Origin of the sequence: Pseudomonas sp. Colony2 (genome assembly GCF_019382755.1) — a bacterium.
Classification (GTDB): domain Bacteria; phylum Pseudomonadota; class Gammaproteobacteria; order Pseudomonadales; family Pseudomonadaceae; genus Aquipseudomonas.
Window position 1 is genome coordinate 503,242 of sequence record NZ_CP080030.1, and the last position, 23,266, is coordinate 526,507.

The 23,266-nt window shown below is 61.5% G+C and carries 15 protein-coding genes; 7 read left to right on the forward strand and 8 right to left on the reverse strand.

The window, feature by feature from the left end; translation table 11 throughout:
- The 4 genes from selO to JV201_RS02125 all read right to left on the reverse strand — a co-directional run.
- Positions 1–1,459: protein adenylyltransferase SelO (gene selO, locus JV201_RS02110; RefSeq protein ID WP_219406450.1), on the reverse strand; the 1,459-nt coding region annotated here is incomplete at its 3' end.
- A gap of 50 nt (positions 1,460–1,509) precedes the next feature.
- A complete protein-coding gene (gene mscK, locus JV201_RS02115; protein WP_102604294.1) occupies positions 1,510–4,860 on the reverse strand; it encodes a mechanosensitive channel MscK in 3,351 nt (1,116 codons plus the stop codon).
- 70 nt (positions 4,861–4,930) lie between these two features.
- Entirely contained in the window at positions 4,931–6,673 is a 1,743-nt protein-coding gene (locus JV201_RS02120; RefSeq protein WP_008439183.1) for a potassium/proton antiporter, read from the reverse strand.
- A gap of 234 nt (positions 6,674–6,907) precedes the next feature.
- Entirely contained in the window at positions 6,908–8,533 is a 1,626-nt protein-coding gene (locus tag JV201_RS02125) for a methyl-accepting chemotaxis protein (protein WP_023659353.1), read from the reverse strand.
- A gap of 277 nt (positions 8,534–8,810) precedes the next feature.
- On the opposite strand from JV201_RS02125, the gene JV201_RS02130 reads away from it, so the two are divergent.
- Together JV201_RS02130 and JV201_RS02135 are read left to right on the forward strand one after the other, a co-directional pair.
- Positions 8,811–9,041, forward strand: coding sequence for a hypothetical protein (locus JV201_RS02130; RefSeq protein ID WP_003209413.1), 231 nt, complete (start codon positions 8,811–8,813; stop codon positions 9,039–9,041).
- Positions 9,038–9,331: a cell division protein ZapA gene (locus JV201_RS02135; protein ID WP_003209415.1), complete on the forward strand. Its 294-nt coding sequence runs from the start codon at positions 9,038–9,040 to the stop codon at positions 9,329–9,331. Before JV201_RS02130 ends, JV201_RS02135 begins: the two co-directional genes overlap by 4 nt.
- Here the strand turns inward: JV201_RS02135 and JV201_RS02140 are convergent.
- A complete protein-coding gene (locus tag JV201_RS02140) occupies positions 9,328–11,130 on the reverse strand; it encodes an acyl-CoA dehydrogenase (protein WP_219406451.1) in 1,803 nt (600 codons plus the stop codon). The two genes, JV201_RS02135 and JV201_RS02140, sit on opposite strands and share 4 nt — an antisense overlap.
- 227 nt (positions 11,131–11,357) lie before the next feature.
- Positions 11,358–15,311 carry a trifunctional transcriptional regulator/proline dehydrogenase/L-glutamate gamma-semialdehyde dehydrogenase gene (gene putA, locus JV201_RS02145; protein WP_219406452.1) on the reverse strand — a complete coding sequence of 1,318 codons (3,954 nt, stop codon included), beginning with the start codon at positions 15,309–15,311 and terminating at the stop codon, positions 11,358–11,360.
- 29 nt (positions 15,312–15,340) lie between these two features.
- On the opposite strand from putA, the gene JV201_RS02150 reads away from it, so the two are divergent.
- The gene (locus JV201_RS02150) at positions 15,341–15,631 is read left to right on the forward strand and encodes a hypothetical protein (RefSeq protein ID WP_219406453.1); all 291 of its coding nucleotides are present in this window, start codon (positions 15,341–15,343) and stop codon (positions 15,629–15,631) included.
- 138 nt (positions 15,632–15,769) lie between these two features.
- On the forward strand, positions 15,770–17,254 hold the full coding sequence (putP, locus tag JV201_RS02155) for a sodium/proline symporter PutP (protein ID WP_177022510.1): 1,485 nt from the start codon (positions 15,770–15,772) through the stop codon (positions 17,252–17,254).
- Positions 17,255–17,523: 269 nt separating this feature from the next.
- On the opposite strand, the gene JV201_RS02160 is transcribed toward putP, so the two are convergent.
- Positions 17,524–18,018: a DUF2165 family protein gene (locus JV201_RS02160; protein WP_008439179.1), complete on the reverse strand. Its 495-nt coding sequence runs from the start codon at positions 18,016–18,018 to the stop codon at positions 17,524–17,526.
- Positions 18,019–18,206: 188 nt separating this feature from the next.
- Here JV201_RS02160 and JV201_RS02165 point away from each other — a divergent pair, with 188 nt between their 5' ends.
- Together JV201_RS02165 and JV201_RS02170 are read left to right on the forward strand one after the other, a co-directional pair.
- Entirely contained in the window at positions 18,207–20,240 is a 2,034-nt protein-coding gene (locus JV201_RS02165; RefSeq protein ID WP_219406454.1) for a type VI secretion system tip protein VgrG, read from the forward strand.
- A complete protein-coding gene (locus JV201_RS02170) occupies positions 20,237–20,950 on the forward strand; it encodes a DUF4123 domain-containing protein (RefSeq protein ID WP_219406455.1) in 714 nt (237 codons plus the stop codon). The genes JV201_RS02165 and JV201_RS02170 overlap by 4 nt, the downstream gene beginning before the upstream one ends.
- Here JV201_RS02170 and JV201_RS02175 read toward each other — a convergent pair.
- On the reverse strand, positions 20,936–22,213 hold the full coding sequence (locus tag JV201_RS02175) for an O-acetylhomoserine aminocarboxypropyltransferase/cysteine synthase family protein (protein WP_219406456.1): 1,278 nt from the start codon (positions 22,211–22,213) through the stop codon (positions 20,936–20,938). The two genes, JV201_RS02170 and JV201_RS02175, sit on opposite strands and share 15 nt — an antisense overlap.
- 174 nt (positions 22,214–22,387) lie before the next feature.
- Here JV201_RS02175 and JV201_RS02180 point away from each other — a divergent pair, with 174 nt between their 5' ends.
- Complete coding sequence (locus JV201_RS02180; RefSeq protein ID WP_003209435.1) at positions 22,388–23,224, forward strand: 23S rRNA (adenine(2030)-N(6))-methyltransferase RlmJ; 837 nt, start codon at positions 22,388–22,390, stop codon at positions 23,222–23,224.
- Positions 23,225–23,266: the final 42 nt, after the last annotated feature.

Below are 23,266 nucleotides of genomic sequence, written 5' to 3' on the forward strand. Positions count from 1 at the left end.
AAGAACAACTAATCTCCAAATGCTTCCCCCAATCCGGCGGCCGCTGGGCGTATTGTTCCATCCCCGGCTGCTCTTCAAACGGTTTGGTCAGCACTTCATGCAGCCGGCGCACTTCGCTGTAATCCCCAAGCTCCGCCGCCTGGATGGCGTTCTGCGCCAGGTAGTTGCGCAGGATATAAAGCGGATTCACCCCATGCATCCGCTCACGTCGCTGTTCTTCTGTGCCGCTGGCGTCGCGCTCCGCACGCGCCTTGTACAGATCCGCCCACTCATCAAACCCCTTGAGGTCGACAAAGTCGTCGCGCAACCGCGCCACGGCCAATGCGGCAGATTCATCCCCCAGCCGGCGGAAGAACAGGGTGTAATCGACGCTGCTGTTCTGCATCAGTTGCAGCAGGCGCTCCACCAGTTTCTGATCGTCATCTTCGGCGGTGGTGAGGCCCAGTCGGCGGCGCATCAGGTCCAGGTAGTGGGCCTGGAACAACGGCAGATACAGCCCCAGCGTTTCCCGCAGCGCCTCGACGCTGATAAACGGCGTCAACGCCTGGGCCAGTGCGCTCAGGTTCCACTGCCCGATCGGCACCTGGTTGCTGAAGGAATAACGCCCTTCATGGTCGGAGTGGTTGCAGACGAACTGCGCGTCGAAATCGTCCAGGAACGCAAACGGCCCGAAGTCGAAGGTGATGCCGAGGATCGACATGTTGTCGGTGTTCATCACTCCATGGCAGAACCCATAGGCCTGCCACTTGGCGATCAACTCGGCATTACGCTCGACGATTTCGCGGAACATCGCCAGGTACGGCTCGGGCTGTTCCATGCATTCCGGGAAGTGCAGGGACAGCACGTGCTCCGCCAATTGCTTCTGCAATTCAGGCTTCTTGGTGTAGTAGAAATATTCGAAATGCCCAAAGCGCACGTGGCTGTGGGCCAGGCGCAGCACCATGGCGGCGCGCTCCTGTTTCTCGCGCCACACCGGCGTGGTGGAACCGATCACACACAGCGCACGACTGCTGGGAATGCCCAGCGCATGCAGTGCTTCCGACGCCAGAAACTCCCGGATCGACGAGCGCAACACCGCACGACCATCGCCCATGCGCGAGTACGGGGTTTGCCCGGCACCCTTGAGGTGCAGGTCCCAATGCTCGCCGGCCTGGTTGTACACCTCGCCCAGCAACAATCCGCGGCCATCCCCCAGTTGCGGGTTGTACGAGCCAAACTGATGCCCGGAATAGATCATCGCCCGCGGCTCGGCCTCGGCCCACAGCTTGTGCCCGCCGAACAGCTCGGCAAATACCGGTGTTTCGGCCACGGCGGGGTCGAGATCCAGCAGCGCCATGGCTGCCTCGCTCGCCACCACTAAACGCGGTTCGTCGATGGGCTCGGGCAGCACATGGGTTGAGAAACCGTCGCCCAGGCGGGCGAAGCGGTTGTCGAAGGTCAGTTCGTCGAGGGCTTTCAACGGCCATCTCCTGAGCAGAATGTCCGACCATTCTGCTGGGGATAGCGCGTTTAGTCGAGTTTGGCGGGCGGCGGCTCGGGCAGGTCCTGGTCCTGGGCGGGCGGCAGGATGGTCCGGTTTTCTTCTTCCACCGGCACCAGCTTGTATTCCTGGCCATGCAGGTTCTTCAGGTAAACCTCCATCTGCCGGAACGAGATGTTGATGTGGTGGTTCTTGAACTCGCGGTTGATGAAGCGGTTGACCTCATCGATCACCGGGTTGCGGTCGCCCAGGTCCCGTACATGCATGCGCAGTTCGTGATCGAGGGTGCTTTCACCGAAGTTGAGGAAGTACACGTGGGGCGCCGGGTCCTTCAACACGCGTGGGTTTTCGGCGGCGGCCTTGAGCAGCAATTCCTTCACCAGGTCCAGGTCCGAGCCGTAGTCCACGCCCAGCTTCAGGGTGACCCGGGTGATGGTGTCGGTCAGCGACCAGTTGATCAGTTGCCCGGTGATGAACGTCTTGTTCGGGACAATGATGTCCTTGCGGTCGAAGTCGGTGATGGTGGTGGCACGGATGCGGATCTTGCTCACCGTGCCCGACAGGTTGCCGATGGTGATGGTGTCGCCGATCCGTACCGGCCGCTCGAACAGGATCATGATGCCGGAGATGAAGTTGGCGAAGATTTCCTGCATCCCGAAACCCAACCCCACCGACAGCGCGGCCACCAGCCATTGCAACTTGTCCCAGCTCACGCCGAGGGTCGACAGAGTGGAGACAAACCCGACGCCGGCAATCACATAGGACAGCAAGGTGGTGGTGGCGTAGGCGCTGCCCTGGGCCAGGTCGAGCTTGGACAGCACCAACACTTCCAGGAGGCCGGGCAGGTTGCGCGCCAGGGCGAAGGTGATGCCGATGATGATCAGGGCGCCGAGCAAGTCGCCGATGCTGATGGGCACCATGCTGATATTGGCGCCGGTGCCGCTGGTGTATTCGTAGAGGGTGACGTTGTCCAGGTAGGAAAACACCGAGATCAAGTCGGACCATACCCAGTACAGCGCAGCGATAAAGCCGCCCAGCAGCGCCAGGCGAATCAGGCGCATCGACTGTTCGTTGACCTGTTCGATGTCCAGGGTCGGCTCTTCGATCACTGCTTCACCATCACCGGCTTCCTTGGCGGCCTGGCGTTTGGCCAGGGCCCGCGCATAGGCCAGGCGCCGTGCCGCAACGCCCAGGCCACGTACGAAGGTGGCTTCGATCACCAGCCAGAACATCAGCAGGTACAAGGTGTTGATCAGCCGGTCGCTGAGCTTGAGGGCGGTGTAGTAGTAGCCAAAACATACGGCGATAAACAGCGCCACCGGCAGTGCCGTAAACACCAGGCCCACGGCCTTGCGAAACAGCGAGGCTTTTTCGTGGGTCGGGCTGTTGAGCAGCAGGCGCCCGAGCAGCCACGCCATCAGTGCGTAGCAGGTCAGTACCACACCGATGCCCAGCACATCGTCGGCCAGCGCTGCCGGCTGATGTTCGGCGATGGCCACCACGGCCACCAACGCCAGTACCACGAGCCCGAGCTTGCGTACCCAGCCCTGGAGGAATTCGACCTGGGGTTTTTCCCAGCGGAAGTGCAATTCGGCGACGCCGCCAGGCGCGAGGATCCGATACGCGGTGTAGAACACCAGCCACGCCTGGGCGATCTGCAGCAGGGCGGCGCCGAGGTTGGCGTTTTGCCCGCGGGCGTCGATCTGCAACGCATAGCCGCAGAGTGCCAGGCCCAGGGCCACCGGCATCGCCAGCGCGATATTCACCAGGATCGCCACCGGCGTGTGCCACTGGCTGTCGCGTTTGAAGTGGCCGATGTCCATATGGATTTTTTTCAGCCGGGCATACAGGTAGCTGCGACGCCACAGCAGCGCGCCGATCAACAACAGCAGGGGCAGGAACAGCAGCGGGCGCTGGGTCAGGCCGTCATACAGCTCGCTGACGCTGGAGGCCCACGGCAGGGTATTGACCTGTTTGCTCAGGTGCGCCGGTACGGTTTCCAGCCATTCGGTATCCAGCGGCTTGTTGCTGGGAATCCAGAACATCTGTTCGTCGAGGGTCGCCCGCAAGGTGGTGGCGGTGCTCAGCAGTTGTTTCTGGTTCAGTTGCAGGGTGATGGATTCGTTGAGCAGTGCGCTCAGTTCCCGGCTCAAGCGTTCCAGCAGGTCGCTGCGGGTGATCGCCAGTTCCAGCAGGGTGCGCCGCAGTTGTGGCGTCACCTGGTCGGCCGGCTGGTTGGCCAGCAAGCTGTCGACGTAGGTGCTCGGGGTGCTGATCAGTTCGCGCTGTTGATTGACCTCGAACTGGTACAGGCGAATGTTGGCGATGTCATCCGCCAGGTCGCGGTCCACCGTCAGGCGCGGGAGGGCCTGCTTCTGTTTGTAGAGGATCTTGGACAGTAGCAGGCTGCCCTTGAGCACGTTGATCTGCTCGTCCAGCGCCGAGTCGCTTTGGGTCACGCTGTCCAGTTGCTGCTTGGTTTGCAGGTTTTTCTGGGTCAGCTCGTTGAGCCGGTCAGTGCTTTTGAGCAGGTAGTCGGACAGTTTCAGGTTGGCCGCGCTTTCCGTGGCGAGCAGGCTGCTGCCACCGGCCTTCTGGGCTTCGATGGACTGCTGGGTCACGGTTTCCTGGGACTGGGCCAGGCGTTTCTGGTTGATCAGGGTTTGCAGGTCCTGGATTTCCTGCTCCAGGCGCGCGGTCTTTTCCAGCACCAGGTCGTGCTGGCTGTTGCCCAGGTCTTGCAGTTGGCTGTTGCCGGCCAGTTCCTGGCGGCGCAGGGGAATCAGGGCGTTGAGGGCGGCCAACTCGGCATTCAGCTGGTTGCGCTGGTCGCCGCTGAGGGTCTTGCCGTTGTCCTTGCCTGCCTTGAGAGTCGCGTTGATCTGCTGGATACGTGTCTGGCTGCTGCTGATTTCGGTCTGGGCGCGCTCGGGACGGGTTTGGGCCGCGATGGTCAGGCTGTTGGCGTCGGCCAGTTCCTTTTGCAGGTCGCCTTGCTGGGTGGTGCGCTGCACCAGCAGTTGTTCAAGTTGCGGCACCGGCAAGGTGGCGTAGCGCTGGGCGACCGGAATCACCTTGGTGGCCTTGAGGCGGGTCAGTTCGCGCTGGTTGTCGACGGTCTGGCGCGGCGCGTCTTCGAGCTGGCGCTTGAGGTCCACCAGGCGCTGCTGGTAGTCCTGCTGGTTGCCCAGGAAGGTGAGCGTTTGCTGCAGGATGCTTTGCAGCGCCTTCATGTCGGCGTCGGGCAGTTTGCGGTCCGGCAGCTTGTCCAGGGTTTGCTGGACGGAATCGATGCTGGGCGGGTCGGCCGCGTGTACGGTGCCGACGCAGAGAGTCAGGCCCAGCAGGGCAGTGGCGAGAAAAGTGCGCAGGGTTGTCATAGAGACCGGTCGAGCAAGGTGAAAAATAGGGGGCGTCCCGACATCGACTGGCGCGCCGTCGCCCCGCAGTTTAGAGGAAGAGTCCGGGGCCCGGGCGACTTCCTTCGGGGAATCTGACGCCGACTTTGCCGATCTTGTTCCCGTCCATGACCGCGACGGTCCAAATGGTGTTGTTCCATTCCACCTGGTCGCCGACCACGGGCGCACCGCCGACTTTCTGGGTGATGAAACGACTCAGTGGCATGTCCGGGTCGATGCCCTCGAGCTTGAGCCCGTACAGGGCCGAAACCGCGCCCAGCTGAGCGTCGCCTTCCAGGACGAAGTCACCGAAGAAGCGCAGGTCGAGGCCCCGTTGTGGTGCCTGGCTGAACAGTTTGCCGAGGGCCGGCAAGTTGTGTTCATGGCCGATTACGCATAGCAGATCGTCGACTTCGAGCACCGTACTACCCGACGGATGGAGCAGTTGCTGGCCACGAAACAGCGCGGCGATCCGCGTGCCTTCGGGCATTTTCAGCTCCCGCAGGGCGGCGCCGATGCACCATTTTTCGGCGCCCAGGCGGTAGACGAACAGCTCCCACTCGCTGGTGACGTGCACTTCCAGGGCCGCCCGGGAAATCGGCGCCGGCTCTGGCGGTACCGTCACTTTCAACAGTTTGGCGACCCACGGCAGGCTCGTACCCTGCACCAGCAACGACACCAGCACGATAAAGAACGCCAGGTTGAAGTACAGCTGCGCGTGGGGCAGGCCGGCCATCAGCGGGAACACCGCCAGAATGATCGGTACCGCACCGCGCAGGCCGACCCAGGCGATAAAGGCTTTCTCTCGGCCATGGAAGGCCTTGAACGGCAAGAGGCCGACGATCACCGACAGCGGCCGTGCGAAGAGAATCATCCACAGCGCCAGGCCCAGGGCCGGCAGCGCGATGGGCAGCAAATCATGGGGCGTGACCAGCAGGCCCAGCACCAGAAACATGCCGATCTGTGCCAGCCAGGCCATGCCGTCGAGCATATGCAAAATGCCATGCCGGCTGCGCACCGGGCGGTTGCCGATCACCAGGCCGCACAGGTAAACGGCGAGGAAACCGCTGCCGTGCAAGGCGTTGGTCAGGGCGAACACCACCAGGCCGCCGGAAATCACCAGGATCGGGTACAGGCCGTTGGCCAGGTTGATCCGGTTGACCATCTGCAGCATCAACCAGCCTCCGCCCAGGCCGATGATGCCGCCGATGCCGAACTCGCGGATCAGGTGGCCCAGCAGGCTCCAGTGCAGGCCGGTCTGGCCGCTGGCGAGCATGTCGATCAGGGTGACGGTGAGGAACACCGCCATCGGGTCGTTGCTGCCGGATTCGATTTCCAGGCTGGCGGTGACCCGTTCGTTCAGGCCTTTGCCGCCCAGCAGCGAGAACACCGCTGCGGCGTCCGTGGAGCCGACGATGGCGCCGATCAGCAGGCCTTGAATGATGTTGAGGTTGAACAGCCAGGCGGCTGCCATGCCGGTGAGGCCGGTGGTGATCAGCACCCCGACCGTCGCCAGGGACAACGCAGGCCAGAGGGCTACACGGAAACTGGCTACCCGCGTTCGCAGTCCGCCGTCGAGCAGGATCACGGCCAGGGCGAGGTTGCCCACGAGGTAGGCAGTCGGGTAGTTATCGAAGATGATGCCGCCGCCGTCGACGCCGGCGATCATGCCCACGGCCAGGATGATCACCAGGATCGGAATCCCCAGGCGGGACGAAAGAGAACTCACCAGAATGCTCGCACCTACCAGCAACGCGCCGATCAAGAACAGGCTGTTGATGGTCGTCGCATTCAAAGGCAGTACTCCATAAGCAGGAAAGACGAGGCGCAAACTGACCATGCAGTCTGCGTGCCAGCGATTCTAACCTGTTGAATTGCTGTGCTGTCAAAAAGGTTTTGAATGGCTGGCGCATATTCAATGTGGGAGCGGGCTTGCTCGCGAAAGCGGTGTGTCAGTCGCCTTATGCGTAGCTGATCCACCGCWTTCGCGAGCAAGCCCGCTCCCACATTTTTAGCCCTGCGGTATCCGTTAAAGCCTGAACCGCCCCACCATCCCGTTCAAATCCACCGCCAACCGCGACAGCTCACTGCTCGCCGCACTGGTCTGGCTGGCGCCGGTCGCCGACTGCACCGACAAGTCACGAATATTCACCAGGTTGCGATCCACTTCCCGCGCCACCTGCGCCTGCTCTTCAGCGGCACTGGCGATCACCAGGTTGCGCTCGTTGATTTCAACGATGGCAGTGTTGATGGTGTCCAGCGACATCCCCGCACCCTTGGCGATGTTCAACGTCGATTCCGCCCGCTCGGTGCTGTTGCGCATCGAATCCACTGCATGCTCGGTACCGGCCTGAATGCTGCCGATCATCCGCTCGATTTCGCTGGTGGACTGTTGGGTGCGATGGGCCAGGGCCCGCACCTCATCCGCCACCACCGCAAAACCACGCCCGGCTTCACCGGCACGCGCCGCTTCAATCGCGGCGTTCAGGGCCAGCAGGTTGGTCTGGTCAGCCAAGCCACGAATCACGTCCAGCACCTTGCCGATGTCCCGGGACTCTTCCGCCAGGTTGCCGATCAAGGTGGCAGTGGCTTGCACGTCGCTGCTCATGCGTTCAATGGCGCTGACGGTTTCCTGCACCAAATCACGTCCATCGCCCGCAGACGACGTGGCGTTCTTCGAGGCTTCGGAAGTGCTGACCGCGTTGCGGGCCACTTCTTCAACCGCGCTGGTCATCTCGTTCACCGCCGTGGCGGCCTGTTCGATTTCGTTGTTTTGCTGGGTCAGGCCACGGGCGCTTTCGTCGGTCACGGCATTCAGCTCTTCCGCGGCGGAGGCCAATTGGGTGGCCGAGCCGGAAATGCGCTGCAAGGTGTCCTTCAATTTGTCCTGCATCTTGGCCATTGCCAACAGTAGTCGGCCGGCTTCGTCGTTGCCTTCCACCTTGATCGGGCGCGTCAGGTTGCCTTCGGCGATTTCCTCGGCGGCATCCAGGGCCTGGGCGATCGGCAGGGTGATGCTGCGGGTCAGCAACCAGGCGAACAGCATGGTCAGCGCCGTGGCGAGGATCAGCAGGATCACCACCAGCTCAAACGCCATGTCGTACTGGTCGGCGGCTTGCTGGTTGGTGGCCAGCGCCATCTTGTTGTTGATGTCCAGCAGGCGGTTCAATACGGCGTTGACCTGATCCGAGTTGTTCAGCAGCTCGGTATTCAGCAGCGTGCGCAGCTCTTCAACCTGATTGGCCCGTGACAGGCTCTTCATGCGCTCTTCAATCTGATGGTACTGGGCCAGCAGACGCACGTATTCATCGTAGGCAGCACGTTCTTCGCTGCTGTCGATCAACTTCTCGTAGACCGCCTGGGCCGTACGAATCTGCTGATTGCGCACGTCAAAAGACTCAAGGGTCTTTTGCTGGACGTCAGGCTCGCGGTTGGTCAGCAGGCGATACGACAGCACCCGCAGGCGCAGGGTCAGTTGAGTGAACTCGTCCAGGGCGCGAATGCTCGGCACGCTGCTAAGGGTGATGTCTTCCGTCGCCGCACGGATCTTGCTCATCTGGTTCAGGGCGAACACACCGAGAAACAACATCAGCGCGCCAATCAACGCGAAGCCGAGAAAGGCCCGCGGCGCGATATTCATATTACGAAGAGACATGTTGTGATCCTGGGGAGAAGCGCGATCCATGCGGGGTTTGAGCGGGGTGTCCATGACCTATCGGTCATACGACTAAAGTCTTGAGGGGGTGCGCGCTTTTGTCGCAGATCGGGGCGGGCCGACGGGATTCAGGAACCAGATGCCATAAATGCAGTCACTAAGGCTCGAAAGCGTGGCCTGCCCTGTAAAATCAAGGCCCCGCGCCAGGGATAACCCTGGCATCCGAGGTGAATTTTCTTTATCGTCACCGCCCTTTGAAAAAGCCCGAGAAATCAAAATGTTAGAAGCATCCCTCAGCCAATTGGAACAACTGGTCAGCGACCTGGTACAGCAGAACCAGGATCTACTGGGCACCAACGAATCCCTCAAGGCCGAACTGGCTCGCGCCAAGGATGAAAACGACAGCTTGCAGCTGAACCTGATGGAACAGGAAGAAAAGCAGGGCGCCACCGCTGCCCGTATCCAGGCGTTGGTTGAGCGTGTGAGCGCAGGTCCTGTCAGCGCATGAATGAAGGGATAAAGGTCGTTTCGATTCTCGGTGAGGATTACTCGATCAAGGCACCGGAGGGGGAAGACAACACCCTGATGAGCGCCGTGACGATGCTCAAGGCATCCCTGGCCACCACCAAGAAAAAGTACCCGACGCTGATCGGTGACAAGCTATTGGTGCTGGCGGCGCTGAACCTGTGCGCCGAGCAGATCGAAATGCAAAAGCACCATCAGCAGGAACTCGACCGTTACCAAGAGCAAGTCAGCGCCACGGTCGAGGTGATTTCCAAGGCAATCGGAACGCCTTAGAACCACTCATCCTGCATCCCCAGGCACGTGTCATCGCGTGCCTCGAGAATCGCCAGTTCATGATGGCAGCCCGGTATTTCCCACGTCAGGAAGTACCGAGCGGCCTGGAGCTTGCCCTTATAGAAGGCGACATCGGCAGCATTGCCCCTGGCCAGCCCTTCCTCGGCGCGAATTGCCTGTTCCAGCCAGCGCCAGCCAATCACCGTATGCCCGAACACCTTCAGGTACAGCGCCGAATTCGCCAGGCTGCTGTTGACCTTGCCCTGGGCGAGATCCGTCAACAGGCCGAGGGTGACCTCTTGCAGGCGCGCCACCAGTTGTTCCAGCGGTTCCCGCAAGGCATTCAGCGACGGATACTCCTGTGCCCGTGCGCCGGTCTCGGCGATCAGGCGGATCAGTTGCTTCAAGCCCGCACCGCCGTTCTGCGCCAGCTTGCGCCCGAGCAAGTCCAGCGACTGAATGCCGTGGGTGCCTTCATGGATCGGGTTCAGACGGTTGTCGCGGTAGTACTGCTCCACTGGGTATTCGCGGGTATAGCCGTGGCCGCCGAGTATCTGGATCGCCAGTTCGTTGGCTTTAAGGCAAAACTCCGACGGCCAGGATTTGACGATCGGCGTCAGCAGGTCCAGCAGTTCGTGGGCCTGTTTGCGCTCGGCTTCGTTGGGCAGAGTAGTGGTGTCATCGAACAACCGTGCGGCGTACAAGCCAAGGTCGAAGGCGCCTTCCACGTAGGCTTTTTGGGTCAACAGCATGCGTTTGATATCGGCGTGCTGGATGATCGACACCGGCGCGGTGTTGGGATCCTTGCTGTCGGGCAAGCGGCCTTGGGGACGTTCACGGGCATATTCCAGGGAGTACAGGTAGCCGGCGTAACCCAGCATCACCGCGCCCATGCCCACGCCGATCCGCGCTTCGTTCATCATCTGGAACATGCAGCTCAGGCCTTGGTGCGGTTTGCCCACCAGGTAGCCGACACACTCGCCGTTATCGCCGAAATTCAACGCGGTCGAGGTGGTGCCACGCCAGCCCATCTTGTGAAACAGCCCGGCCAGCAGCACATCGTTGCGCTTGCCCAGGCTGCCGTCGTCGTTGACCAGGAACTTGGGCACGATAAACAGCGAAATGCCCTTCACCCCGGCAGGTGCGTCCGGCAGCTTGGCCAGCACCATGTGCACGATGTTCTCCGACAGCGGGTGATCGCCGCCGGAGATGAAGATCTTGTTGCCCTTGAGGCGATAGCTGCCATCAGCCGCCGGCTCTGCGCGGGTACGAATATCCGACAGCGATGAGCCCGCATGGGGCTCGGTCAGCGCCATGGTGCCAAAGAAGCGGCCTTGGATCATAGGTTGCAGGAAGCGTTGTTTCTGCTCCTCGGTGCCGAAGCTCTCGATCAGGTTGGCGGCGCCCATGGTCAGGAACGGGTAGGACGTGGATGCGGCGTTGGCCGACTGGAAGTGGGCGAAACACGCCTGGGAGAGCAGGGTGGGCAGTTGCATGCCACCGGCTTCGAAGCTGCGGGCGGCGTTGAGAAAACCGGCTTCGAGGAAGGCATCTACTGCCGGTTTCACCTCGGGAATCAGAATCGCCTGACCGTTTTCGTAGCGTGGCTCGTTCTCGTCGCCCTTGCGGTTATGCGGGGCGAAGAACTTCTCGGCAATGCTGCGGGCGGTGCCGATGGCGGCGTCGAAGGTTTCACGGTTGTGTTCGGCAAACCGCTCGCGCTGGGTCAGGCCCTCGGCATCGAGGACTTCGTACAGCTCGAAAGCCAGATTGCGGGAACTGAGCAGCGTCTCGGACATGGCGGCTTACCTGTGTGGGAATGGGCCTGAGTCTAAGTGCGCAAATAGAGGCTGGATAGCAAGATTGATCTGGGTGATGGAGGGGCAAAACGCGGCTCGAAGGTGGAACGCGGTCAATGTGGGAGCGGGCTTGCTCGCGAATGCGGTGGATCAGTCAGTACCTCCGGTGACTGACACTGCGCATTCGCGAGCAAGCCCGCTCCCACAGTTTTACCGCGTTTCTTCAGTTAGCCGATGGTCATCAGGCTGGCGTTACCGCCCGCCGCAGCAGTGTTGACGCTCAACGCCCGTTCGATCACCAGGCGCTCCAGGGCAATCCCGGTTTCGCCCGAAGACAAACCGTGAACCCCGACAATCGCCCCGCCACGCTTGGCCACTTGCTGGCAAACCCCGCGCAGTTGGTCGGAATCACCGTGATGCAGCACGGCATCAAACACGGTTTCATCCTTGGTCCAGTCAGCCACCCGCGTGATCTTCGCCTGAATATCCTTCGGCAAACGTGCGAACACGGCCTTGGTCAATTCAGTTTCCGGCCATACCGCCGAGCCGCCGACTGCCAGCACGGCCGCCAGTTGCGTCAGCAGGTCGCCTTCCACTTCCGCCAGGCACAACACGTGCTCGCGGGGCAGGATGGCATAGCTGTTGCGCTCGCCGGTCGGGCCGGCCAGTTGGCGGGTGATACCGCTTTGGGATTGCGCGGCGAACTGCACGCACAGGGCGCTCAAGTCGCTCAGCTTGCTGCTGTCGGCCCAGGCTTTCAGGGCGGTCAGCGGCTTGCTCATGGCATCCCGCAGGCGAACATCCGGTGCGGCCAGTGCATCACCACGGACGAAGGATTGCTCGATGGCGTCCGTAGGACGGGTCGACAGCAAACGGTACAGATACAGCGGGCCGCCAGCTTTCGGGCCAGTGCCCGACAAGCCTTCGCCACCGAACGGCTGCACGCCGACCACGGCGCCCACGATGTTGCGGTTAACGTAGACGTTACCGGCATGGACGTTGTCGATCACCTTGGCGATGGTCTCGTCGATGCGGGTGTGCACGCCCAGGGTCAGGCCATAGCCGGAGGCATTGATCTGGCCGATAAGCTGGTCGATCTCTTTGCGCTTGTAGCGCACCACGTGCAGCACCGGGCCGAAGATCTCCCGTTGCAGTTCGTCGAAGCTTTCCAGTTCGATCAGGGTTGGCATCACGAAGGTGCCGCGCTTGATCTCTTCGCTATCGGCAATCGCGACCTGGTAAACGTTGCGGCCTTTGTCGCGCATGGCCTGGATATGTTTCTCGATGCCAGTCTTGGCTTCGGCGTCGATCACCGGGCCGATATCCACCGACAGGCGCTCCGGGTTGCCGAGGCGGCATTCAGCCATGGCACCTTTAAGCATTTCGATGACGCGGTCAGCGGAATCTTCCTGCAAGCACAGTACGCGCAGGGCCGAGCAACGTTGACCGGCACTGTCGAAGGCCGACGACACTACGTCGATCACCACTTGTTCGGTGAGTGCCGAGGAGTCGACGATCATTGCGTTCTGGCCACCGGTTTCGGCGATCAGCGGAATCGGACGACCCTGTGCATCCAGACGGCCGGCGACACTGCGTTGCAGCAAGCGCGCAACCTCGGTGGAACCGGTGAACATCACGCCCTTGACGCGATCATCACCCACCAGGCGCGCACCGACGGTTTCGCCCTGGCCCGGCAGCAGTTGCAGCACGCCTTCCGGAATCCCGGCTTCCAGCAGCAGGCGCACGGCTTGTGCGGCCACCAGCGGTGTTTGCTCGGCAGGCTTGGCCAGTACCGGGTTGCCGGCGGCCAGTGCAGCGGCGACCTGGCCACTGAAGATCGCCAGCGGGAAGTTCCACGGGCTGATGCACACCACGGGGCCCAGCGGGCGGTGAGCGTCGTTGGTGAAATCGTTGCGAGCCTGCACCGCGTAGTAACGCAGGAAGTCCACGGCTTCACGCACTTCGGCGATGGCGTTGGCGAAGGTCTTGCCGGCTTCGCGGGCCAGCAGGCCCATCAGCGGCTGGATCTCGCCTTCCATCAAATCGGCGGCACGTTCCAGGATCGCGGCGCGTTCGGCGGGCGGGGTGGCCTGCCAGATTGGCGCAGCGTTCAGGGCGCACTGGATGGCGTTGTCGACGTCTTCGACAGTTGCTTCCTGTACGTGGCCAACCACGTCACGCAGATCCGACGGGTTCAACACCGGTGCAGCCGCTTCATTGCTGGAAGCGCAACCGAGCATCGGCGCGGCTTTCCAGTTGTTATGCGCGGTAGCCAGCAAGGCGCAGGACAGCGACGCCAGGCGGTGTTCGTTGGCCAGGTCGATACCGGCGGAGTTGGCGCGCTCGGCACCATACAGGTCACGCGGCAGCGGGATACGCGGGTGCGGCAGGCCGAAGCCGCCTTCCGGCGTCGCCATCTGCTCGATGCTGGCCACTGGATCGGCCACCAGCTCCTGGATCGAGATGGATTGGTCGGCAATACGGTTGACGAACGAGGTGTTGGCGCCGTTTTCCAGCAAGCGACGCACCAGGTAAGCCAGCAGTGTTTCGTGGGTGCCGACGGGTGCGTACACGCGGCACGGACGGTTCAGCTTGCCTTCGGAGACCTTGCCTACAACCTGCTCGTACAGAGGCTCGCCCATGCCGTGCAGGCATTGGAACTCGTACTGGCCGGGGTAATAGTTCTGACCGGCAATATGGTAAATCGCCGACAAGGTGTGAGCGTTGTGGGTGGCGAACTGCGGGTAGATAACTTCCGGTACCGAAAGCAGTTTGCGTGCGCAGGCAATGTAGGAAACGTCGGTGTACACCTTGCGGGTGTACACCGGATAGCCTTCCAGGCCTTCGACCTGGGCGCGCTTGATTTCGCTGTCCCAGTACGCGCCTTTTACCAGGCGGATCATCAGGCGGTGGCGGCTGCGGCGTGCCAGGTCGATCACGTAGTCGATCACATACGGGCAACGCTTCTGGTAAGCCTGGATCACAAAACCGATACCGTTCCAGCCCGTCAGTTGCGGCTCGAAGCACAGTCGTTCCAGCAGGTCGAGGGACAGCTCCAGGCGGTCGGCTTCTTCGGCGTCGATGTTCAGGCCGATGTCGTACTGCTTGGCCAGCAGGGTCAGCGACAGCAGGCGCGGGTACAGCTCGTCCATCACGCGCTCGTACTGCGCACGGCTGTAACGCGGGTGCAGGGCCGAGAGCTTGATGGAAATGCCCGGGCCTTCATAAATCCCGCGACCGTGGGACGCCTTGCCGATCGAGTGGATGGCTTGTTCGTACGAGGCCAGGTATTTCTGGGCGTCATGTTCGGTAAGTGCGGCTTCACCGAGCATGTCGTAGGAATAGCGGAAGCCCTTGGCTTCGAACTTGCTCGCATTGGCCAGGGCTTCGGCGATGGTTTCACCGGTGACGAACTGCTCGCCCATCAGGCGCATGGCCATGTCGACGCCCTTGCGGATCATCGGCTCGCCGCTCTTGCCGATGATGCGGCTCAGGGACGAGGTCAGGCCGGCTTCGTTGTGGGTGGCGACCAGTTTGCCTGTCAGCAACAGGCCCCAGGTGGCGGCGTTGACGAACAGCGACGGGCTGTTGCCCAGGTGAGGGTGCCAGTTGCCGGTGCTGATCTTGTCGCGGATCAGTGCGTCGCGGGTGCCCTTGTCCGGGATGCGCAGCAGCGCTTCGGCGAGGCACATCAGCGCTACGCCTTCCTGGGACGACAGGGAGAATTCCTGCAGCAGGCCCTGGACGATGCCTGCACGGCCGCCGGCGCTTTTCTGATTGCGCAGTTTCTCGGCGATCGAAGAGGCGAGCTTGTTGGTGGCCTCGGCCATTGCCGCGGGCAAGCGAGCCTGCTCGATCAGCATCGGCACCACTTCCGGCTCCGGGCGACGGTAGGCGGCGGTGATCGAGGCGCGCAGTACGGATTGCGGCAGGATGCTTTCGGCAAATTCCAGGAAGCACTGGTGGGCGTGGTCGGTCTGGACCTCGCCGGCTTCTTCCGCGTCCTTGCTGCCCAGGCCGTTGAGCTCGGCCAGGGTTGCACCACCCTCGAGTTTCTCCAGGTAATTGAAAATCGCCTGCTTGATCAGCCAGTGCGGCGTGCGATCAATGGAGGTCGCGGCCGCCTTCAGGCGCTCGCGGGTCGGGTCGTCAAGTTTGACCCCAAGGGTGGTCGTAGCCATCTTTTTATCCTCATGGGTGCCACTACTGCGTGGCATCAGCTGGCGGCAAGATTAGCTGTGCGCCGAGAGAGGTGCAACCGGGTGCAACCCTTTTTATCCATGAAATTTTTGATGCTGATCGGGAAAAATTATCGTTGCAGCCGAATCGGCTGCGCCTTGGTGCATTTGCTTCTGACTTTGGCTGCTCTTGCTCCGAAAAGGAGCAAAAACACGGTGTTTTCCACAAAAAACATCGAGGTGCAACTTATTCTCAAGAAACTGGTTGCACCTTATTTGCTTTGTTGAATAGCATTCGCGCCCAAGGTGCAACCTCTTACTGACGGTTCATCGGCTGATGGCTTTCCTGGGGAAACGTCAGTCATAAATGCGCGGCGCCAGGCTTCGTCTATCCACTAGCAAAGTGGATGGCCGTCCGGACAGACCGCCGCTACATAAAAACAAAGCCAGGGCGTAACTCAATGAGCGTAAGTAATCCTACCCTGATCACATTTGTGATCTATATCGCTGCCATGGTGCTGATCGGCTTTATGGCCTATCGCTCCACCAACAACCTTTCCGACTACATCCTCGGCGGTCGCAGCCTCGGCAGCGTGGTCACCGCGCTCTCGGCCGGTGCCTCGGACATGAGCGGCTGGTTGCTGATGGGCTTGCCCGGCGCGATCTACATGTCTGGCCTGTCGGAAAGCTGGATCGCCATCGGCCTGATCGTCGGTGCCTACCTGAACTGGCTGTTTGTAGCCGGCCGCCTGCGGGTGCAGACCGAGCACAACGGCGACGCCCTGACCCTGCCGGATTACTTCTCCAGCCGTTTCGAAGATAAAAGCGGCCTGCTGCGAATCATCTCTGCGGTGGTGATCCTGGTGTTCTTCACCATCTACTGCGCTTCCGGCATCGTGGCTGGCGCCCGTCTGTTTGAAAGCACCTTCGGCATGTCCTACGAGACCGCGCTGTGGGCCGGTGCTGCCGCGACCATTGCCTACACCTTCGTCGGTGGTTTCCTGGCCGTGAGTTGGACCGACACCGTGCAAGCCACGCTGATGATCTTCGCCTTGTTGCTGACCCCGATCATCGTGCTGCTGGCCACCGGTGGCGTCGACACCACCTTCCTGGCGATCGAAGCGCAGAACCCTGACAACTTCAACATGCTGAAAAACACCACCTTCATCGGCATCATTTCGCTGATGGGCTGGGGCCTGGGTTACTTCGGCCAGCCGCACATCCTCGCGCGCTTCATGGCGGCGGATTCGGTGAAATCGATTGCCAAGGCGCGCCGCATCTCCATGACCTGGATGATCCTGTGCCTGGGCGGCACCGTGGCGGTGGGCTTCTTCGGTATCGCCTACTTCTCGGCGCACCCGGAAGTCGCCGGTCCCGTGACCGAGAACCACGAGCGTGTGTTCATCGAGCTGGCCAAGTTGCTCTTCAACCCATGGATTGCCGGTGTGCTGCTGTCGGCCATCCTGGCTGCCGTGATGAGCACCCTGAGCTGCCAGCTGTTGGTGTGCTCCAGCGCCCTGACCGAAGACTTCTACAAAACCTTCCTGCGTAAAAACGCCTCCCAGGTCGAGCTGGTGTGGGTCGGTCGCGCCATGGTGCTGTTGGTGGCGCTGATCGCCATCGCCATGGCCGCCAACCCGGAAAACCGCGTACTGGGCCTGGTGAGCTACGCCTGGGCTGGTTTCGGTGCTGCATTCGGTCCTGTGGTACTGATCTCCGTACTGTGGAAAGGCATGACGCGTAATGGCGCATTGGCCGGCATCCTGGTGGGTGCGATCACCGTGATCGTGTGGAAGCACTTCAGCCTGTTTGGCCTGTACGAAATCATCCCGGGCTTCATCTTCGCCAGCCTGGCGATCTACTTTGTGAGCAAGCTGGGTGCTCCGACGGCTGGCATGCTTCAGCGGTTTGATGCAGCCGAGGCGGATTACAACCTCAACAAGTAATCGGCGGGGGCTTGAATGCCCGCTGAAGTGAAAACGGCCCGCATCTTTTGGATGACGGGCCGTTTTTTTTGCCTTCCAGATCTCGCAGTGTTGTTTTCACAGATTCAGATGATCACTGAAGTAAACGGCCAATTTAAGGGCTCGCCTGGTGGCTGTGAGCGTTGAATGTGAGGCGGTTTTTATACTTTGGGAAAAGGGCTAAAAACTACCGTCAGCTATCTGACAGTAGTTTGTGAAAGGGCATCCACCGATTTTGAATTCGTGGTTTTTCAGTCGTGGTCAGTGTCCGGCTGGTTGAGAAAAATCAGCACACCCAGGATCGCCATATAAAACTTGAACGCCGCTTCCTGGCCGTTCCACTGATGGGATTGCCACATCAGGAACCACTCGCCGCCGATTACCATAAAGCCGAAGAACCACACCACAAAACCCAGGGTCAGCCCGACGATTGCGCTTTTCTTGGCGCGATTGAAGTCGATACCTGTGGCACGACGAGCCCGCCACAAGGCCAGTGCTCCACGCGCCAGCAGCACGGCCGTCAGGGCTTCACCGGCGATGATCAGCCAATATGCACCGTGCCACAGCCATGGGGTGGTGATGGCGCGATACATCGCGGCGTTGCCGGGGAAGGTGGTGTCCATGCTCAGCACATGTTTGACGAAGGCAAAGTTGGAGCCGTAGTCGGTGATGTTGCTGAAGGCCACGAGTGTGGCGAAGGCTGCCAGGGCAAGGGTCAGGACGATTTTTGCGTAGCGGGTGGCCATGTTTTTTCCATTGTCATGGGGCGACGGGGGACGAATACGCTAGCACGCTGGTGGTAGGGCTTCGATGCCTGATACATGAAGATTAAAGCGCCTGCGATGTAGGGATTTACTGATTTGCCTGCAGCGCACTCAGCTCGGCAAACAGCTGGTGCAGAATCGGCCACCCACTACTCGCAGAGAAACACCGGATGTTCGCTCCTGCCAATCAAAGTGCCTTTAGCCTGACCCTCGACGGTGTGCCCAGTGATCTCAAGGTACGTGAGTTCACGGGCGATGAATTCGTCAGCCTGCCCTATCGTTTTGACCTTGAACTGGTCAGCGAGCAACCCGACCTTGACCTGGAAAGCTTGATGCATCGCCAGGCGTTCCTGGGGTTTGATGCGCATGGCCATGGTATTCATGGCCAGGTCTATCGGGTGGCGCAAGGCGACTCGGGCAAGCGCCTGACGCGTTATCAGATCACGCTGGTTCCGCAGTTGGCTTATCTTGAGCACAGCGCTCACCAGCGGATTTTCCAGAACCGGACGGTGCCGCAGATCATTGCACTGGTGCTGGAAGGGCAGGGTATCCAGGCGGATGCCTTCTCGTTTCAACTGAGCGGGGTGTACCCCGAGCGTGAGTACTGCGTTCAGTTTGGCGAAACCGATCTGGCGTTCATCCAGCGCTTGTGCGCCGAGTCGGGCATTCACTACCACTTCCAGCATCACCCCGAGCGCCACCTTTTGGTGTTCGGCGATGACCAGAGCGTGTTCGCCCAGCCTGAGCAAGCCACTCAATACGCGGCGGGTTCGGGGATGGTTGCCGACACGCCGGTGATCAAGCGTTTTACCCTGCGGTTGAAGACCCGTACCACCGATGTGAATCTGCGGGACTACGACTTCAGAAAGCCACGCCTGAGCTTGGAAAGCACGGCGTCCGGCGGCCAGCGTCCCATGCTGGAGGAACAGTGTTATCCCGGGAATTTTACGGATCGCGCTCATGGTAAATACCTGGCGCAACGTAGGTTGGAGCGCCATCGCGGTGACTTTCGCCAGGCCAGTGGCCATAGCGACCAGCCGTCCCTGGTCAGCGGGCAGTTCCTGAGGATGGGAGGGCATCCTCGCCAGGAATGGAATGATTTGTGGCTGGTCACCCAGGTGACGCATGCAGGGCGCCAGCCTCAGGTGCTGGAGGAGTCGACCATCGACGCCTCAGGTGATGAATCGGCTCAGGGCTACAGCAATCACTTTGTCGTAACGCCATGGGAGGTGCCGTTTCGAACACCGCTGCTGGTATCGCGACCGCCGGTGTCTGGCTATCAAAACGCCGTGGTTACAGGGCCGGCAGGCAGCGAGATCCATTGTGACGAGTATGGCCGGGTCAAGGTGCAGATGGCCTGGGATCGCGCCGGGGAGCACGACGAACATTCCAGTTGCTGGCTGCGGGTGGCCAGTGGCTGGGCCCATGAGCACTACGGCTCGGTGTTGATCCCGCGGGTGGGCATGGAGGTGCTGGTGGGTTTCGTCGACGGCGACGCCGACACGCCGCTGGTGGTCGGTTGCCTGGCCAATGCCGCCACGCCGGTGCCGCTGGACCTGCCAGCCGACAAGACCCGCAGCATCTTCCGTAGCCAGACCAGCCCCGGCGGCGGTGGCTACAACGAGCTGCGCATCGAGGACCGCAAGGGTGCCGAGGAAATCTACCTGCGCGCCCAGCGCAACTGGACCCAGCATGTACTGCACGACCAGCACGTGCAGGTCGACAACCAGCGCGATGTGATCGTCAAAGGCCTTGATCGTCACGAGCTTCAGGGCGAAGAACAGCGCACCACCCACGGCAACCGCCTGACCGAACTCAAGCAGGACGATCACCTGATGGTCGCGGGCTCCCAGCAGGTACGTGCCGGGTTGACCATTCACATCGGTGCCGGGCAAAACGTCGTTATTGATGCGGGTGCCAGCGTGACCCTCCAGGCCGGTGGGCAGTGGATCAACGTTTCGGCGGGCGGGATTTTCAGCAGCACGCAAATCCAGCTTGGCGGCTCCCCGGCACCGGCGGGAGCGCCGCTGACGCCGGGGCTGCAGGAAAAGTTGCTGGCGGTAATACCTGCACCGTTGAGTGCCGTCCAGGTGTTAAGCCTGAAGCGCAGCGCACCCTTTTGCGAAGAGTGCGAGCGCTGCAGGAATGGCGTGTGCAATACGCCCCTGCATCGCAATACATCACTGCCCGCGGGTGCGCCATGATTTCTCCCGGGCAGTGGCTTGAGGCTGCGCCGTTGCAGGCGGGCGAGCAGTTGTTTGTGGTGATGGGCAATGCCAGCGACTGCAAGCCGCTCGATGCGTGGCGGCGTACCGACGGACGTGCACTTAGCCCCATCTGGGCAGGCAGCGAGTATGCAGCGTGGGAGGAGGTCATGCCCTACGTCGCGGTGGTCGCCGTGGACAGCGCTTTTCTGAAATGGGCCGCCGAATGCGAAGGTATCGACTGGGGTTGGCTGGCGGTGTCGTCCTGTTCCTTGCACACCGTCGTCGAGCATCTGCGCAGCCTGACCAAGGTACTGTTGCCGGAAGGGCCGGCGGTGTTCTTTCGCTTCTGGGACGGTGCTTATGTCCTGCCTGTGTTGCAGGCGCTGGGGCCACAGGCAAAGGAGTTGCTCCCGGTGTTCAGTCGCTACTGGATCAATGGTCGCCAGCATGAGGTAGCGGTTACGGCAGCGGGAGCGGCAAAGCCCGGCCCATGGTGGCAAGTGCCGCCGCATGTTCTCCAGCACCTGGGTGAGCAATCGAGCGTTACGCAGGTGGACAACCTGTTGCAGTGGCTGGAAGAACAGCGCCCGGACCTGTACAGCGCCTTTGTGCCGGCGACCTTGAAGCACAAGGTCGCCTGCTTCGTGCGCCGGCCGGATGTCAGCCATCAGGCGCTGGCCGCCTGGCTGGCCTCAGAGCTGGATTGAGGCCAGCGACTGCTGCAGGTCCTCGATCAGGTCTTCAATCGCCTCAATGCCCACCGACAGGCGAATCATCTCCGGCTTCACCCCGGCCTTCGCCTGCTCCTGTTCATTCATCTGGCGATGGGTGGTGGACGCCGGGTGGCAGGCCAGGGACTTGGCATCGCCAATGTTCACCAGGCGCTTGAAGATCTGCAGCGAATCGTAGAAACGCACGCCCGCCTCATAACCACCCTTCAGGCCGAAGGACAGAATCGCCGACGGTTTGCCCTGCATGTATTTCTGCGCCAGGTGATGGTGGGGGTGATCCGGCAGGCCGGCGTAGCTGACCCACTCCACCAGTGCGTGGTCTTGCAGGAAGTGGGCAATCTTCAAGGCGTTTTCGGTGTGGCGCTCCATGCGCAGGGCCAGGGTTTCCAGGCCTTGCAGCAGCAGGAATGCATTCATCGGCGCCAGGGCCGCGCCGGTGTTGCGCAGCGGCACGGTACGGGCGCGGGCAATGAACGCCGCCGGGCCGAATTTTTCGGTGTAGACCACACCGTGATAGGCCGGCTCCGGCTGGTTGAGTCCGGGGAATTTCTCCGGGTACTGGGTCCAGGGAAAGGTGCCGCTGTCGACGATCACGCCACCCAGCGAGTTGCCGTGGCCGCCCACGTATTTGGTCACCGAATGCACGACGATGTCTGCGCCGAACTGGATCGGCTTGCACAGGATTGGCGTGGCCACGGTGTTGTCCACCATCAGCGGCACGCCACGGGCGTGGGCGACGTTGGCCAGGGCTTCGATATCGATGATATTGCCTGCCGGGTTGCCGATGCTCTCGCAGTACACCAGTTTGGTGTTGTCATCGATCAGCTCGGCGATGGCTTCGGCGGAGTCGTCACGGGCGAAGCGCACGTCAACGCCGAAGCTCGGCAGTAAGTGGGCGAACAGGGTGTAGGTGCCACCGTACAGTTGCGGGGTGGTGACGATGTTGTCACCGGCACGGGTCAGGGTCTGGATCGCGTAGTGGATCGCCGCGCTGCCGGCCGACACCGCCAGGGCCGCGATGCCGCCTTCGAGTGCTGCGATGCGTTGCTCCAGCACGTCGTTGGTGGGGTTCATGATGCGCGTGTAGATATTGCCGGGCACGTCGAGGTTGAACAGGTCGGCGCCGTGCTGGGCGTTATCGAATTCGAAAGCGACGTTCTGGTAGATCGGCACGGCGACAGCCTTGGTAGTCGGGTCCGACTTGAAGCCATGGTGCAAAGCGATGGTGGCGTCTTTCATGAGTTGTTATGACCTCCATGGATAATTGCTCGCCACAATAAATCCGCTTTCGCACCGCCAATTAGACTATTTTCGGCAGCGCCCCTGTGTTTGCGGCATAAGCGCCACCTGACGCGCAGCCCTGCACCTTTGCCTGCGTAAAAGGTAAACTTCGCCCCCTGCGCAGGAGCAACCATGAATTATCGTCACGCCTATCACGCCGGCAACCACGCCGATGTCTTCAAACACCTTACCTTGACCCGCCTCATCGCCCTGATGTCGCGCAAGGAGCAGCCGTTTGCCTATCTCGACACCCACGCCGGCATTGGTCTGTACGACCTGCAGGGCGACCAGGCGAACCGTACCGGTGAATACCTGGAAGGCATCGCCCGCCTGTGGGGCCAGGCCGACCTGCCGCCGCTGACCGCCGATTACATGCGTGTGCTGCACGAGATGAACCCGGATGGCGAATTGCGCTACTACCCGGGTTCGCCGGAGCTGGCGCGACGCCTGACTCGTCCTCAGGACCGCGTGCTGCTCAACGAAAAGCACCCGGAAGACGGCCTGCTGCTCAAGGACAACATGAAGGGTGATCGTCGGGTGAAAGTCCACCTTGGCGAAGGTTGGCACGTGCCGCGGGCATTGCTGCCGGTGCCGGAAAAGCGTGCGTTGATGTTGATAGACCCGCCGTTCGAGAAGCTCGACGAGATGCAGCGCTGCGCCGCGTCCCTCAAGGAAGCCGTGAGCCGGATGCGCCAGACGGTGGCTGCGATCTGGTACCCGGTGAAGGACCAGCGCATGCTGCGCCGCTTCTACCAGGACCTGGCCGGTACCGGTGCGCCGAAGTTGCTGCGGGTGGAATTGCTGGTGCATCCGCTGGACACGCCCAACACCCTGACCGGTTCGGGTCTGGCGATTGCCAATCCGCCGTGGGGGCTGGAGGAGGAGTTGCGTGAGCTGCTGCCGTGGTTGTCCAAGCAGCTTGGGCAAACCCAGGGTGGCTGGCAGATGGATTGGCTTATCGCCGAGTAACTGATCGTTCCCACGCTCTGCGTGGGAACGCATCCTGTGACG